This window comes from Streptomyces sp. NPDC026394 (genome assembly GCF_055567735.1).
Map to the genome: position 1 here is coordinate 48,086 of NZ_JBVHPX010000004.1, position 13,473 is coordinate 61,558.

12 protein-coding genes and 1 pseudogene are annotated in these 13,473 nt (G+C 71.5%); 8 read left to right on the top strand and 5 right to left on the bottom strand.

Annotation, left to right across the window (positions count from 1 at the left end; genetic code table 11):
• Positions 1 to 924 precede the first annotated feature (924 nt).
• Together ACZ4QV_RS11805 and ACZ4QV_RS11810 are read left to right on the top strand one after the other, a co-directional pair.
• Positions 925 to 1,572: pseudogene (locus tag ACZ4QV_RS11805) on the top strand (TetR/AcrR family transcriptional regulator); the annotation flags it as partial.
• A gap of 346 nt (positions 1,573 to 1,918) precedes the next feature.
• A complete protein-coding gene (locus ACZ4QV_RS11810) occupies positions 1,919 to 3,370 on the top strand; it encodes an FAD-dependent oxidoreductase (RefSeq protein WP_361147446.1) in 1,452 nt (483 codons plus the stop codon).
• 38 nt (positions 3,371 to 3,408) lie between these two features.
• Here the strand turns inward: ACZ4QV_RS11810 and ACZ4QV_RS11815 are convergent, their stop codons facing one another.
• Positions 3,409 to 3,792, bottom strand: coding sequence for an ArsR/SmtB family transcription factor (locus ACZ4QV_RS11815; protein ID WP_361147448.1), 384 nt, complete (start codon positions 3,790 to 3,792; stop codon positions 3,409 to 3,411).
• 762 nt (positions 3,793 to 4,554) lie between these two features.
• Between ACZ4QV_RS11815 and ACZ4QV_RS11820 the strand changes: the two genes are divergently transcribed.
• A complete protein-coding gene (locus ACZ4QV_RS11820) occupies positions 4,555 to 5,136 on the top strand; it encodes a hypothetical protein (RefSeq protein WP_361592321.1) in 582 nt (193 codons plus the stop codon).
• A 61-nt stretch (positions 5,137 to 5,197) separates the two neighbouring features.
• On the opposite strand, the gene ACZ4QV_RS11825 is transcribed toward ACZ4QV_RS11820, so the two are convergent.
• The gene (locus ACZ4QV_RS11825) at positions 5,198 to 5,749 is read right to left on the bottom strand and encodes an SMI1/KNR4 family protein (RefSeq protein WP_361640250.1); all 552 of its coding nucleotides are present in this window, start codon (positions 5,747 to 5,749) and stop codon (positions 5,198 to 5,200) included.
• A 95-nt stretch (positions 5,750 to 5,844) separates the two neighbouring features.
• On the opposite strand from ACZ4QV_RS11825, the gene ACZ4QV_RS11830 reads away from it, so the two are divergent.
• Positions 5,845 to 6,174 (top strand): DUF6233 domain-containing protein, encoded by a 330-nt coding sequence (locus ACZ4QV_RS11830; protein ID WP_361147456.1) that lies wholly within the window; start codon positions 5,845 to 5,847, stop codon positions 6,172 to 6,174.
• A gap of 29 nt (positions 6,175 to 6,203) precedes the next feature.
• Here the strand turns inward: ACZ4QV_RS11830 and ACZ4QV_RS11835 are convergent, their stop codons facing one another.
• Both ACZ4QV_RS11835 and ACZ4QV_RS11840 read right to left on the bottom strand, forming a co-directional pair.
• Positions 6,204 to 7,595, bottom strand: coding sequence for a cytochrome P450 (locus tag ACZ4QV_RS11835; protein WP_361147459.1), 1,392 nt, complete (start codon positions 7,593 to 7,595; stop codon positions 6,204 to 6,206).
• A 68-nt stretch (positions 7,596 to 7,663) separates the two neighbouring features.
• Positions 7,664 to 8,488 carry an SDR family oxidoreductase gene (locus tag ACZ4QV_RS11840; protein ID WP_361147462.1) on the bottom strand — a complete coding sequence of 275 codons (825 nt, stop codon included), beginning with the start codon at positions 8,486 to 8,488 and terminating at the stop codon, positions 7,664 to 7,666.
• 98 nt (positions 8,489 to 8,586) lie between these two features.
• Between ACZ4QV_RS11840 and ACZ4QV_RS11845 the strand changes: the two genes are divergently transcribed.
• The 4 genes from ACZ4QV_RS11845 (at position 8,587) to ctaF (ending at position 11,703) form a co-directional block, all read left to right on the top strand.
• On the top strand, positions 8,587 to 8,949 hold the full coding sequence (locus ACZ4QV_RS11845; RefSeq protein WP_361640246.1) for a hypothetical protein: 363 nt from the start codon (positions 8,587 to 8,589) through the stop codon (positions 8,947 to 8,949).
• A gap of 78 nt (positions 8,950 to 9,027) precedes the next feature.
• Positions 9,028 to 9,291 (top strand): hypothetical protein, encoded by a 264-nt coding sequence (locus ACZ4QV_RS11850; protein WP_361147468.1) that lies wholly within the window; start codon positions 9,028 to 9,030, stop codon positions 9,289 to 9,291.
• A 298-nt stretch (positions 9,292 to 9,589) separates the two neighbouring features.
• Positions 9,590 to 11,320, top strand: coding sequence for an aa3-type cytochrome oxidase subunit I (ctaD, locus tag ACZ4QV_RS11855; RefSeq protein ID WP_361147471.1), 1,731 nt, complete (start codon positions 9,590 to 9,592; stop codon positions 11,318 to 11,320).
• Complete coding sequence (gene ctaF, locus ACZ4QV_RS11860; RefSeq protein WP_361147474.1) at positions 11,317 to 11,703, top strand: aa3-type cytochrome oxidase subunit IV; 387 nt, start codon at positions 11,317 to 11,319, stop codon at positions 11,701 to 11,703. Before ctaD ends, ctaF begins: the two co-directional genes overlap by 4 nt.
• 22 nt (positions 11,704 to 11,725) lie before the next feature.
• Here the strand turns inward: ctaF and qcrB are convergent, their stop codons facing one another.
• Positions 11,726 to 13,462, bottom strand: coding sequence for a cytochrome bc1 complex cytochrome b subunit (gene qcrB, locus ACZ4QV_RS11865; RefSeq protein WP_361639706.1), 1,737 nt, complete (start codon positions 13,460 to 13,462; stop codon positions 11,726 to 11,728).
• Positions 13,463 to 13,473: the final 11 nt, after the last annotated feature.

The following is a 13,473-nucleotide window of genomic DNA, read 5'->3' on the forward strand; positions in this document are numbered from 1 at the left end:
GTCCGCAGCACCAACCGCGGCCCGCCGATAGAAAGAACAGCACACAACCCGATCCGGCTCCCGGGCGTAGCTCCTACGTGACCAAACCAGGCCCACGCGCCACCGGAAGGCTCGACTGCGTCACGCAGCGTGCGCGGCGGAAGCTCAGCGGAGGGGCTGATAGCGCACGTTGCCGACGTCTGCGGCGAGTGCTCCCTGGGGAGAATTTGGGGAGTATGGCCCCCGGTGGGGAGTGGTTGGGGAGAATCGGCCGCATAACGCGGCACGGCCCTGAAAGACGCAGAAAGAGGCATCGCTGCAGGTCACAGACACGCGGGAGCGCATACGCGCAGGTCAGCCCAGTGCGATAGACGACTTCATGACGTACGTACCGAGATCGTCTGCCTTGACGATTTTCGGAAGCGACCCTCTTTCATGTAGAGCCCACGACCTTACGGTTTCGCAGCCGAGCATGCGCCCGCTTACCGACGCGTGGTGGTCGGCAAGCGGGTGCAAGGAACTCATGAGCGGTCGACAGTCGCGCCCATCATCTCGCGACTGAGGCAGTCATCTCCCTGTCGGGAGCCGCTTTCGCCTCACTGACGCCCCCAGACCCAGATCGAGCCCCCTCGCGGCCGACACGGAGCGTAACCAGTTTGCACCTGACGCTCCATCAGGAAAGTCCGCATCGAGTCAGCATCAGTACGACCACAGGCGGCCTGAGATGATCGAACTTGCACATCCACCCCGACCCGCCACACCTCCTGTGACCTGCAGAAACGCAGGTCACAGGAGGTGTGACTGACACCACGCGCGCCTGAGTCGGGCGATCCCCCGCGTCGCCCGACTCAGGCGGCTCTTCCGGGTCCTGGCCGCGTCGGGGCGGACATCCGGAGACCTGCTGAGTATATTGGCTCTCAGCCAGTCAACGCAGGAGTTAACAGCATGTCCCCCCGCAGCCCCTCGGTCAATGAAGAGTTGCGGCGGCGTTCCCGGGAGCGTCTGTTGCAGGCGACCGTCGAGCTGGTGGACGAGCGCGGGTACGAGGCGACGACGCTCGGGGACATCGCCTGCCGTGCCGGGTCGGCGCGTGGGCTGATCTCGTACTACTTCCCGGGCAAACGGCAGCTTCTGCAGTCGGCCGTGCACCGGCTGATGCACCACTCGTTGCAGGCGGCGCTCGACCGTGAGCCGGTGCCGGCGGGCGAGGACGCGGGCCGTGAGCGGCTGGCGCGGGCGATCGACGCGATTCTGGGGCTGGCGCAGGAGCGTCCGCTGTTGATGCGTACGCACATGGCCGGGATTCTGACGGCGGAAGGTTTCATCCAGTGCCCCGAACAGCAGCGGCTGGCGTTTCTGCTGCGTGACACGGTGGAGCGGTACGGCACCGAGGACGCGGACACGGACTACCGGCTGTTGCGGGCGTTGTTGATGGGGTCGGTGGTGGCAGTGTTGTTGCCGGGGGCACCGATGCCCGCCGCGCGGCTTCGGGCGGAGCTGTTCCAGCGGTACGGCCTGGACTGGGAGCTGGGGACCCCGCCCAGCGAAGGGCCGGAACCGCCGCTGGAGGGTCCGCCTCCGCTTCAGGACCCGCCGCCGGCGCTGGCTCCGCCGTCGGCACAGGGCCCGCCACCAGTGCTGGGCCCGCCACCAGTACAGGAGTCGCTGCCAGTACAGGAGCCGCCGGTACAGGACCCGCCGCCGGTGCTGGGGCGGGAAGGTGCTGCTGCGGAGGGGTAGGCGCAGGGGCAGGGCCAGGGAGAGGGCTCCAGGGCGCTGCGGAAATCGCTTGATCGGGTGAATGCCGATTTGGGTGCGAGGTTCACCCTGGAGAGTTACGGGGCGCTGTCGCCGTTCCGTGGGGCAACTCCGGCGGCACACCTCCCGCGTACCCCGCACCGGTGCGACTCTGGAAGTACTCCGCGGGAAGGGGCCTTCCGTGCTTCGTGTCGCAGTGATCGGTTCGGGACCCAGTGGCGTCTACACCGCTCAGGCGCTGGTCGGGCAGGAGGCCGTACCGGATGTCGAGGTGTACGTGCTCGACCGGCTGCCGTGCCCGTACGGGCTGGTCCGCTACGGTGTCGCGCCCGACCACGAGAAGATCAAATCGCTGCAGCACAACCTCCGTACGGTGCTGGAGCACCCGCGCGTGCACTTCCTCGGCAATGTCGACGTGGGGGCCGACGGCCTCGGGCCACGGGAGCTGCGGCGCATGTTCCACGCGGTGGTGTACTGCGTGGGAGCCGCCACCGACCGCCACCTCGGCATCCCGGGTGAGGACCTGCCCGGCAGCCACTCCGCCACCGCCTTCGTCTCCTGGTACAGCGCGCATCCGGACGCGGCGGACGGCCGTTTCCCGCTGACCGCGCGGTCAGCGGTGGTGATCGGCGTCGGCAATGTCGCGGTGGACGTGGCCCGGATCCTCGCCCGCGGGGCCGACGAGCTGGCGCGTACGGACGTGCCGCAGGCGGCGCTCGGCGCGCTCGCGGAGAGCCGGGTGGAGGACGTGTGGATGGTGGGGCGGCGGGGGCCGTCGCAGGCCAAGTTCACCACCAAGGAACTGCGCGAACTGGGTGCGCTGCCGGGCGCCGACGTGCTCGTGGACCCCGGGGAACTGGCGTTGGACCCGGCGTACGGCGACCCTTCGGGGCTGCCCGCGGTGAACCGCCGCAATGTGGAGGTGCTGCGCGGCTGGGCCGAGGGGAAGGGGGCGCAGGGAGCGGAGGGGGGAAGTGAGGAAGTGGCCGGCGGGCGGCGGCGGGTTCGGTTGCGGTTCTTCCTACGGCCGGTCGAAGTGGTCGGAGACGCGGACGCGGGGGTGCGGGGGGTGCGGTTCGAGCGGACGGTTCCGGACGGGCTGGGCGGGGTCACGGGGACCGGGCAGTACGAGGAGATCGCGGCGCAGCTGGTCCTGCGCTCGGTCGGGTACAAGGGGACGCCGCAGCCGGGGCTGCCGTTCGACGCGGCCACCGGGACCGTGCCGCACGTGGAGGGCCGGGTGCTGCGGGAGGGTGTGCCGTGTCCCGGCGAGTACGTGGCGGGGTGGATCAAGCGGGGGCCGACCGGGGTGATCGGCACGAACCGGCCGTGTGCGAAGCAGACCGCGGCCGCGTTGCTGGCGGACGCGGACGAGCTGGCGCGCGAGCCGCTGCCGGAGGATCCGGTGGCCGCGTTGCTGCGCAGCGGGCAGCGGCCGGTCCGCTGGCCGGGCTGGCTGGGCATCGAGGCGGCGGAAACCGCGCTCGGCCGGGGGCTGGGACGGACCACCGTGAAGATCGCCGACTGGCCCGAGCTGCTGGCGGCAGCCAGGTGTGGGGGCGGTGAGGGAGAAAGGGGCGGGAAAGGAGGTGGGGGCGGGGACGGGGGTGAAAGTGCGGGTGGGGGGTGTTGAGCCGGGACGTCGGGAAGGGCCGGCGCGCCCGGGTGCCGCTACGCCCTGTCAGCCGGGGCGTCGAGGCGTTCGTCCTGGAGTTCCGCCGCCTTCAGGACGCGTTCGATCAGGCCGGGGAAGAGTTCGTCCAGGTCGGCGCGGCGCAGCACGTTCATCTTGGCGGTGCCGCGGTAGATCTGGCTGATGACGCCGTGCTCGCGCAGTACGCGGTAGTGGTGCGTACAGGTGGACTTGCTGACGGGCAGCTCGATGACCGTGCAGGACAGTTCGCCCTCGGCGGCGGCCAGGCGGCGGACGATCCGCAGCCGCATCGGGTCGGCGAGCGCGTGCAGTACGTCTTCGAGACGGATCGCCGAACGGTCCGGGTGGTCCAGGACGCGGGCACCGGGCCGGTCGGCGGATGTCGTCGTGGTGGTCGTCATGGCGGCTCCTGGAAGTCGGCTCCGGGCGGTCGGTTCCTGCCGGGGATCATCATTGTACGAGGAACGTCGTATTTTGACATCCTCGCAGGACGCGGGGCGGACGGCCGGGCCGTGGCCGGTCGGATCCGCCGGCGCGGGCGGGCTGAGGTGACCTCAGCCGCCGGTGGCCGACATGCATCCGGCCCGCCGGGGCACCCGTGGCGAAAGAGTGAACCGGCGGAGTCCGGCGGGCCGTGGGAGCCGTGCCGGGGACGAGTGAGGTACCTGTGAGGTACGCGTGAGGCACGGGTGACGTACGCGTTGAACAACGGCTGACCACGATCGCCGGACCGCGACCCGGTCGCCGGTTCGCGCCGGAGGGGCGATGACGAACAGGACCGGCTCGTGATCCGCGCATGGCGGCCCCTTGCGCGCCGGGAGCGAGGACTGCCGTCCCGGGGACAGGGCCCCCGGGAACAGGACCTGCCGCGCCGGGAGCGGGGGCTGTCGCGCCGGGGGCAGGATTGCGTCGATACGAAACGGCGGCTTCCGCGTGCCGAGCGGCGGCCGCCTGGTCCGAAGACGGGGCGCTCGGGGCCGGGGCGGCGTCCGGCGGACGTCGGCCGAGCGGCCGGCGGTTCGCGGGAGCGCGCGCCCGGTCTGCCGGCACGCACCGGCCGGGCCCTCCTGGCGCAGTGGCACCGGGTCGCCGGACCGACCTGGACGGCGCTGTGCCGTCGCCGACTGGCCGCGGTACCGCTGACGGCGGCCTCCGTGGTCCTCGTGATCGTCTTTCACGCACTCACCCTGACGGACGCCGGAGAACGGCTGGTCTGGTCGCTCGGCGGTGTACGGGCGGACGTCCCGGTCCGGCTGGTGCTGCTGCGACTGCCGCTGTCGCTGTTCGCGCCCGCGCCGGGGCTCCCGTGGTGGGGAGCGCTCCTGCAAGTGGCCGTGATCTTCGGAGTGGCCGAGTGCGTCCTCGGGACACTGCGCACCCTGGCCGTGTCCCTGGTCGTCACCGCCGCGGCGACGTTCTTCGCGCGCTTCCTGCTCACCCTCGGCCCGGACCATCCCCTGGCGGTCCCGCCGGCCGAGGCGACGCTGGCCGACACCGGCCCGTCCGCGGCCGTACTGGGGCTGCTGATCTGCACCGGCTGGGCCTGCCGGGCTCCCGTACTGAGCGTGGGTACGGTGGTGACCTTCTCGCTGGAGTGCGTGCTGACCGCCACCCTCTCCAGCCGTGCCCACCTGGGCGGCATCGCGGCCGCCCTGTTGTGCGCCGCGGTGGCCTGCCGGGCTCCGGCCCGCGCCGCTCCCCTGCCTCCCGCGCCTGTCACCACCGGCCAGGACGCCGTGGGGTGATTCCGGCCCGTACGCCCCGGTACGCGTTGCGGGTGTCGGGTATCGGCCCGTGAGCGTGCGCTCACGGGCCCGCCAGCCAGTCGGTGTACCAGGCGCGAAACCCGGGGCTGACCGGTACGAAGCCGCCCCGGTCCGGATCGATCTGCCAGACCTCGCCCGCGTACGGGCCGTTCAGGACGAGCCGGACGAAGATGCCGCAGCCCTGTTCGGCCAGCATGAGGGTGCCCCCGGTCAGTGCACCGGCCCGCGCCCCGATCCGGCCGGGCAGAGGGGCGGCGAGCGGGAACGGTTCGGCGAGCCGGCCCGGCAGCCGGTCCTCCGCCCACTCGTCGTCCGCGGCCCACTCCTCGTCGGCCTCCGGGCGAGGGACGGTCAACGGCATCAGGCCGTGTCCGGGCCCGGCCGGGCCGTCGCCCACGTCGGCGACGAAGGACCGGTACTCCACCGGCAGCGCGATGCCGTGGGATTCCCCGAACGCCCGGATCTCCGCCTCCGGGAGCCGTGGCGCCAGGGCATAGCCGTGCGTGCACGCACCGAGAGGCCCCCGCTCCGGGTCCCGTGCTGCCATCTCCCGTATCCGCGCGCGGACACCGTCCTGGTGCCAGTTCCCCATCCGGCGACCGTAGCGATGACCTCCGCGCCCGGCCCATCCGGCCCACCCGCCGGCATGTCCGGTCGTCGTGACGCCGGAAGGATAGACTCGAACGCGTGAGCGAATTGCCCCCTGATCTGCCGCGTCTCCGCACCCTGGAGACGTGGCTGCGCCTGCAGCTCGCCACCGTCCGGGCCCGCATCCAGCACCTCGAACAGGCGGAGCGCGACCGCCCCGCACCGGTGCGGCCTCCCCGGCCCGACTGGCTGCTGGAGACCGAGCGCCTCGGAGGCCGCAACGGGCGGCCCGTCCGTGTCCATGTCGGCGGGTGCGGCCAGGCACGCGGCCGGGCCATCAGCCGTGCGCAGGCGGCCGACGCCCTGAGCCGGGGCGTGGAGGCGTGTTACGGCTGCCGCCCGGACACCGAGCTGGGCATGCTGGGCTGACGGCACTGGAGGGCGAGCCGCGGGCGGAGTCACGGGCGCGCACGCAGGGTGGCGATCAGCGGTACGGCGGGCTGGACGAGGATGCCGGTCCGGTGGGGCACTTCCTCCGATGGGAGCTCCAGGTGGAAGCGCTGCGCCAGAGTGGCCAGCAGCAGCGCCGCCTCCACCTGCGCGAACCGCGCGCCGATGCAGCCACGGGGACCGCCGCCGAACGGGAACCAGGCGTGGTCGGGGATGACGTCGGGGGCGTCGGCGTCCCAGCGTTCGGGGCGGAACACCGCCGGGTCGGGGAACCAGCGCGGATCGCGGTGGGCCGTCCACTGGCTGCACCACACCGCCGTACCGGCCGGGACGGCGGTGCCGCCCAGCACGGCGCCCTCCCGGGCCACGGCGGGAATCACCCAGGACGGCGGGTAGATCCGCAGGGCCTCCTTGACGATCTGCCGGGTCCAGGTGAGCCGTTCGTAGTCGTCGACGGTGGGTGGGCGCCCGCCGAGGACCCGGTCCAGTTCGTCGTCCAGCCGGGCCCGCGCTTCCGGCGACCGCGACAGCAGGTACCAGGTCCAGGTCAGCGCGGTGGAGGTCGTCTCGTGACCGGCCGCCCAGAGCGTCACGGCTTCGTCGCGGACCTCCTTGGCGGTGAGCGGACGGCCCTCCTCGTCCCGGGCTTCGAGGAGCCGGGCCAGCAGGTCGTCGCCTCCGCCCTCGTCGCATGCGCCCGCGCTGCCGGTACCGTCGGCGGCGGCCGGTCCGTCGCGCCGCGCGATGATCAGTCGGTGCACCTCGGCGTCGATGACGGCGAGGGCGCGGAGCAGTCGCCTCCGGGAGGGCGTACGCACCCGGTCCGGCAGGAGGAGCCCGACGCCGCGCAGCTCGCGGGCCATCACCTGCTCGGCCACCGCCATCGCCGCGCCGACCGCCCGGGCACGGTCACCGAGGTCGTTGCCGAACAGCGTACGGATGACGACGCGCTGGCTGAGGACCACCATCTCCCGGTGTACGTCGACGCGGCCGCCGTCCTGCCACCGGTCGGCCGCCGCGAGCGCGCTGTCGACCATGACCCGGGCGTACTGGCGCACTTGACGCGGGCGGACGGCCGGCTGGACCAGGGCCCGCTTACGGCGCCACTCGGCACCCGTACTGCGTATGACGCTCTCGCCGGTGATCTGCTGGAACGACCAGCCGACTTCCAGGAGGCCGTAACTGTGCTCCCGGGAGGCCAGGAATTCGGCGATGTGCTGCGGGTGGGAGAGGAACAGGCTGCGCCGTGGCCCCAGGGACCACGTCACGGCGTCCCCGTACTCGTCCCGCAGCCGGGTCATGAAAGCAAGCGGGTCCTTGCCGAAGGCGAGGAGGTTCCCGAGCCACGGCAGGCCGCGGGGGCCGGGGACGGGACGGAGCGGGACGGTCTGCGCGGGCACGGCTCCTCCAAGTGGGGTGCGGGGACGGGTCCCGGCGGCCTCCCGCCGGGGCCGCCCGGTGTCCGGTCTCACTGTCCAAGGTCCCAGATCGCCGCCTGCTGCCGCTTCACCTCGTCGATACGGTCCGCCGGAAGGAAATTGCGGAAGAGACCGGATTCCTCCTCCGCGACCCGCACGAAGAGTTCGACGATCTCCTCGGGGTCCTGCTGGCTCTCGCCGGTCATCTCGTGGTAATCGTCGGCGAGCCGGACCTCGACGCCCAGGTCCGTGGTGAAGTGCTCGGCGCTGAAGGATTTCTCCCGGTCGAACCAGACGCGCAGCGCGTCACCCATCCGGTCGTTGAAGCCGGTCTGGTACGGGCCCGGGTTGATGGTGCACACCTGGACACCCAGCGGTTTGAGTTCATCGTGCATCGCCTGGGCGATCGACTCGATGGCGTACTTGGACGCGCAGTACGGACCGAGATACGGATTGGTCGTCAGGCCGGCGATGGACGACAGCCAGACGATGCGGCCGCTGCCACGTCCGGCCATCTGCCGGGCGAATCCCTGGGCCAGGGCGAGAGGGCCGAAGACATTCACCTCGAAGACCTGCCGGACCAGTTCCAGGGGGATTTCGGACAGCGGGCCCATTTCCCCGACGGCGGCGTTGTTGAACAGCACGTCCACGTCCCAGGTGTGCGCCTGGCGGCGATGGAGTGCGCTGGTGACGTCCAAATTCTCCACCCGGAGCGGGATTTCGCGCCGGTCCGCTTCCCGGGTCAGCTCGGTCATCTGCGGGCGGTTCTCGGCCGCCGCGATGACGTGGTGTCCGCGTTCGGCGAGGCGCAGGGCGGCGGCACGGCCGAAGCCGGAGCCCGCGCCGGTGACGAGAATGCGTTTGCCGGCTGTCACGGCAGCTCCTTTCCGCGGGCGGTGACCGGCTTTCGACGCGGTAATCTCACCCGTTCGACGACATGCGCAGACAGTAGCCGAATGACTACCCTTTGCATATGAACCGAGGGGGCTGCCGGGGCCACCGATCCGTGGGACGGACCGGTGCCCTGGTGCTGATCGCCGTACTGATCGCCCTGTGCGGCGCGGCACCCGCGGCCCTCGAACCGGGTGCCGGGCCTGCCGAGGCCGCCGCCATGTCGGCCGAGCCGGCGGCCGACGACAGCCTTCCTCAGGCCGCCGCGTCCCGGGCGGCCCGGGCCGGACGTACCGGCCGCTCCCCCGAGGCCCGGGCCCTCGCACGATCTCTTCCGTGCCACGCCGGACGTCTCGCCAGGCTCCTCGCCCGCTGGGCGGATCTGCGGTCGGACGTACGTGACGCCGCCGGCGACCGCGCGCACCACACCGTCCTGCGCTGCTGACCGGGACCGCGCTGCCGCACGTACGCGGAGCGCTCCCGCACCAGCACAGCAGCGATCAGCAGGAGAGGTGTGTCCATCATGTCCATCGACCCCCAGCGCGCGCTGGAAGGCTATCTGCGGGCTCTGAGCTACGACCCGTACGAAGCCGAACCGAAGTCCGAACCGAAATCCGAGCCGAAGTCCGAGTCGGGCTCCGGGGCCGAGTCCGCTCCGCGCAAGACGCCCGTCCCCGCTCCCGCGACGGAGCCGGCGCCCGCTGCCACGGCCGGGCCCGGTCTTCTGGGGCGGCTGCTGTCCCTGCGCCGCGGCCCGGCGACCGCCGAGGGGACGCGCCGGGCCTGAGCCACGCCGGTGTCCGCGGCTGAACCACACCGGTGCCCGCGGCCAACCGCAGCGGTGTCTTGGCCGGCCTCCCTCCCGCCGCCCCTCTCACCGGGTCTCCTCCCGGCGCGAGGGGCGGCCGGTACACCCTTCCGGGTGGCGGCGGCCTCCCCCGTGCCGTGGGCACCGGCGATCCGGCCGCCGCCGGTGCCAGGCTGTCGGTGGCCGGTCGGCGGCCGCGCGCCGGCCCGGTGTGCGCGCCGCGCGGTACGGGACGGCGTGCCCGCGTCGGTCTCCGGCGTGGGCCGGGCGGAGGTTCATGGTCATCGAGGCTGGGCAGGACGCGCGCACGGAGGGCGGCGCGGCGCTCCGCGACGACGCGGCGCCCCGCAACACGGTGGGCCGCGCGGTGCGCCGTTGGCTGACCACCACCGATCACAAGGTGATCGGAAATCTCTATCTCGTGACCGCCTTCGGCTTCTTTCTGCTGGCGGGCGCACTGGCGATGGTGATGCGCGCCGAACTGGCCCGCCCCGGGATGCAGATCGTCAGCAACGAGCAGTACAACCAGCTCTTCACCATCCACGGCACGATCATGATGCTGCTGTTCGCGACGCCCATGTTCGCCGGGTTCGCGAACGCGGTGATGCCGGTCCAGATCGGCGCCCCCGACGTGGCCTTCCCGCGGCTGAACGCCCTGACCTACTGGCTGTTCCTCTTCGGCGGCCTGATCGTGGTCTCGGGATTCCTCACCCCGGGGGGCGCCGCGTCGTTCGGATGGTTCGCCTACGCGCCGCTCAACAGCGCCGTCCGCAGTCCGGGCGCGGGCGGCGACCTGTGGACCATGGGCCTGGTGGTGTCGGGGCTCAGCACCACGCTGGGCGCGGTGAACTTCATCGCCACCATCATGTGCCTGCGCGCCCCCGGCATGACCATGTTCCGGATGCCGATCTTCACCTGGAACGTGCTGTTCACCTCGATCCTGGCGCTGCTGGCCTTCCCCGTGCTGACCGCCGCGCTGCTCGCCCTGGAGGCGGACCGGAAGTTCGGCGCGCACCTCTACGACCCCGCCTTCGGCGGCGCGGTCCTGTGGCAGCACCTGTTCTGGTTCTTCGGGCATCCGGAGGTCTACATCGTCGCCCTGCCGTTCTTCGGCGTGATCACGGAGATCGTCCCGGTCTTCAGCCGTAAACCGGTGTTCGGGTACCTCGGCATGGTGGGCGCGACCATCGCCATCACCATGCTCTCGGCGACCGTGTGGGCCCATCACATGTTCGCCACGGGTGCGGTGCTGCTGCCGTTCTTCTCCCTGATGTCCTTTCTGATCGCGGCGCCGACCGGGGTGAAGTTCTTCAACTGGATCGGCACCATGTGGCGGGGCAGTGTCTCGTTCGAGACGCCGATGCTGTGGGCGGGCGGTTTCCTGGTCACCTTTCTGCTCGGCGGGCTGAGCGGCGTGCTGATCGCGTCACCGCCGCTGGACTTCCACGTCACCGACTCGTACTTCATCGTGGCGCATCTGCATTACGTGCTGTTCGGGACGGTGGTCTTCGCGATGTTCGGCGGTTTCTACTTCTGGTGGCCGAAGCTGACCGGCCGGATGCTCGACGAGCGGCTGGGGAGAATCCACTTCTGGTCGCTGTTCACCGGTTTCCAGCTGACGTTCCTGGTGCAGCACTGGCTGGGTTCGGAAGGCATGCCCCGGCGTTACGCCGACTACCTGGCCGCCGACGGATTCACCGTACTGAATTCCCTCTCCTCGGCCGGTGCGTTCCTGCTGGGGATCTCCACGCTGCCGTTCCTGTACAACGTGTGGCGTACGGCGCGGTGGGCGCCGAAGGTGCTGGTGGACGATCCGTGGGGGTGGGGCAGATCGCTGGAGTGGGCGACGTCCTGCCCGCCGCCCCGGCACAACTTCCACGCGCTGCCCCGAGTACGGTCCGACTCCCCCGCCTTCGACCTGCACCATCCCGAGGTGCTGCGGCTGCCCGCTCCGCAGCGCGGCGCGGACGAACCGACTCCCGATCCGCACCGGGAGCGTCATCCGTGAAGGCCGAGGCGCTTCTCTTCGCCGGTGTGGCGGGGTTCTTCTTCGTGGCCGGGCTCGGTTACGCGCTGTGGTCGCGGGAGCCCGCCGGTACGGCGGCGCTGGCCGTCTCGTGTCTGATGGCGCTGGTCGTGTGCGGGTTCTGCACGGTCAACCACCGCAGGCGCGGACCGCGGCCGGAGGACCGCAAGGAGGCGGAGGTGCGCGAGCGGACCGGCGGGATCGGGTTCTTCCCGCCGCGCAGCGGCTACCCGCCGCTGACCGGCCTGGCGGTGGCGTTGACCGCGCTGGGGGTCGTCTTCGGCCTGTGGCTGTTCGTCATCGGGGTGGGTCTGCTGGTGGCGGGGGTGGTCGGCATGGTGCTGGAGTTCGCCGCGCGGCCGTGAGGGAGGCCGTACGGGAAGGCCGTCAGCCGCGGTCCGGGCTCCGGTCCGAGCCCTGTCCCCGACCACGATCCGGGTTCTCGTCCGAGCCCTGCCCGGGACCACGCTCCGAGTTCCCGTCCGGGCTCCGGTCCGGACTCCACCCCGGTGCGGCCGTCCGCTCGGCGATGCGGGCCCGCTGTTCGGGAGTGACCGGCAGTTCGACCCGGTCATGGTGGTACCAGTTGCTCAGCGCCAGCCGGATCCGCTGCCGGCGCGCGGGGCGGGCGGTGCCCGCAGGCGGCAGGAGCGGCTCGGGCAGGTCGCGCACGAGCAGCCGGTACCGGCGGTCGGCGGACAGGCGGCGGCGCCCCTCACCGAGTCCGCCGCACACGTCCTGCGTCACCTCACCTGTCTCCTCCCCTTCCGCCAGCGCGTCGCGGTCCTCGCTCTGGAGGGCGAGGCAGATCCGCTTGGTGAGCCAGAAGGCGAGGACCGGGGCCGCCACGACGGCGATACGGAAGAACCAGGTCAGGGCGTTCACCGAGACACGGAAGCCGAAGGCGGTGACGTCGTTGCCACCGGCGGCGAGGAGCACGGCGTAGCAGACGAGGCCGGCGACTCCGAGGCCGGTGCGGGTGGGCCGGTTCCGCGGCCGGTCGCACAGGTGGTGTTCCCGGCTGTCCCGGGTCAGCCAGGCTTCGCAGAACGGATACAGGTACAGGACGAGGAAGAGCAGGCCGGGCAGGATCACCGCGGGGACCAGGACGCTCCACAGGACCGTATGGCCCAGGAGGTCGCTCTCCCACGGCGGCATGAGCCGCAGCGCGCCTTCCAGGAAGCCGACGTACCAGTCGGGCTGCGCGTCGGTGGCGACCTGGTCCGCACGGTACGGCCCGTACTCCCATACGGGGTTGATCTGGGCCAGTGCGCCGAGGAGCGTCAGAACGCCCGCGGTCATGAAGAAGAGGCCCGCGGACTTCGCGGTGAAGTGCGGGTACATCGGGCGGCCGACGACGTTGCGATTGGTCCGGCCGCGCTCGTTCCACTGGGTGTGCTTGAGGTGGACGACCAGGATCAGATGTGCCGTGATCAGCGCGACCAGGACGCCCGGGACGAGCAGGATGTGCAGCCCGTACAGCCGGTTGACGAGGTCCGTGCCGGGGAACGGGCCGCCCCACAGGAAGAAGCTCAGATACGTGCCGGCGAGCGGGATCGACAGCACGATGGTGTGCGCGGTGCGCAGGCCGGTGCCGGACAGTGAGTCGTCGGGCAGCGAGTAACCGGCGAAGCCCTCCAGCATCGCCAGCATGAACAGCGTCACTCCGATGATCCAGTTGACTTCCCTGGGCCTGCGGAAGGCGCCGGTGAAGAAGACGCGGAGCAGGTGGACGCCGATGGCGGCGACGAAGACCAGCGCGGCCCAGTGGTGGATCTGCCGGATCAGCAGTCCGCCCCGCACGTCGAAGCTGATGCGCAGCGTGGAGGAGTACGCCTGCGACATGGGCAGTCCGGACAGCGGGGTGTGCCGGCCGTGGTAGACGGTCTGCGCGGTCACCGGGTCGAAGAACAGGGTCAGGTACGTGCCGGTGAGGACGAGGACGAGGAAGCCGTAGAGCGCGAGTTCGCCGAGCAGGAACGACCAGTGGTCGGGGAACGCCTTGCGCAGCAGGGCTCTGGCAGCCTCGGCGGCCGGCAGGCGGCGGTCGAGTGCCTCGAAACCGGTGCGTGCCAAGGCACCGCTGCGAGGCGGTGCGGGTGGCTTCCGCCGAGGAAACGCCATGGGGCGTGGCC

What these genes read in the sequence shown, in the direction of transcription:
- ctaD (WP_361147471.1), top strand. Translation starts at nt 9,590, where the DNA reads ATGGTCATCGAGGCTGGGCAGGACGCGCGCACGGAGGGCGGCGCGGCG.
- ACZ4QV_RS11825 (WP_361640250.1), bottom strand. Translation starts at nt 5,749, where the DNA reads ATGGGGAACTGGCACCAGGACGGTGTCCGCGCGCGGATACGGGAGATG.
- ACZ4QV_RS11815 (WP_361147448.1), bottom strand. Translation starts at nt 3,792, where the DNA reads ATGACGACCACCACGACGACATCCGCCGACCGGCCCGGTGCCCGCGTC.
- ACZ4QV_RS11850 (WP_361147468.1), top strand. Translation starts at nt 9,028, where the DNA reads ATGTCCATCGACCCCCAGCGCGCGCTGGAAGGCTATCTGCGGGCTCTG.
- ACZ4QV_RS11845 (WP_361640246.1), top strand. Translation starts at nt 8,587, where the DNA reads ATGAACCGAGGGGGCTGCCGGGGCCACCGATCCGTGGGACGGACCGGT.
- qcrB (WP_361639706.1), bottom strand. Translation starts at nt 13,462, where the DNA reads ATGGCGTTTCCTCGGCGGAAGCCACCCGCACCGCCTCGCAGCGGTGCC.